This window comes from Streptomyces sp. NRRL WC-3549 (genome assembly GCF_000721935.1).
In the GTDB taxonomy this organism is placed as follows: Bacteria; Actinomycetota; Actinomycetes; order Streptomycetales; family Streptomycetaceae; genus Streptomyces.
This window is the reverse complement of sequence record NZ_KL585442.1, coordinates 1-527: the sequence shown is the minus strand read 5'-3', so window position 1 is coordinate 527 and position 527 is coordinate 1. Positions and strand designations below refer to the sequence as shown.

Below are 527 nucleotides of genomic sequence, written 5' to 3'. Positions count from 1 at the left end.
GCGGTGGTCACGGCGGGGGCGTTGCTCGCCTCGGGTGACGAGGACGCCTGCGGGCGGCTGCTGCCGGGGCTCGCCGAGGGTGCCTCGGTGGGCACGCTGGCCTGGGCCGAGGACGGCTCCTGGGACCCGGCCGCGATACGCGCCGGGGCGGTGCCCGGCCAGGACGGCGGCTGGTTGCTCAGCGGGGTCAAGGACCACGTGCTGGACGGGCCCGGTCCCGACGTGCTGCTGGTCGCGGCCCGTACGGCGGCCGGGGTGTCGCTCTTCGAGGTGGCGGTGGACGCCACCGGCGCCCACCGCACCCCCCTGGTCACCATGGACGGCACCCGGGGGCAGGCGCGGTGGGTGCTGGACGGCTGCCCGGGGCGGCTGCTCGGAGTGGACGGGGACGGCGGGCGGTGCCTGGACCACGTACGGGACCTGGCCTGTGCCGCGCTGGCCGCCGAGCAGGTGGGAGCCGCCGAGCGCGCGCTGGAGCTCACCGTCGCCTACGCCCTGAACCGGGGCTGTCTCTTATACACATCTCT

At 76.5% G+C, this 527-nt stretch carries 1 pseudogene; it reads left to right on the top strand.

The features are described 5' to 3' along the window. Nucleotides 1–527: pseudogene (locus IH13_RS0133400) on the top strand (acyl-CoA dehydrogenase); the annotation flags it as partial.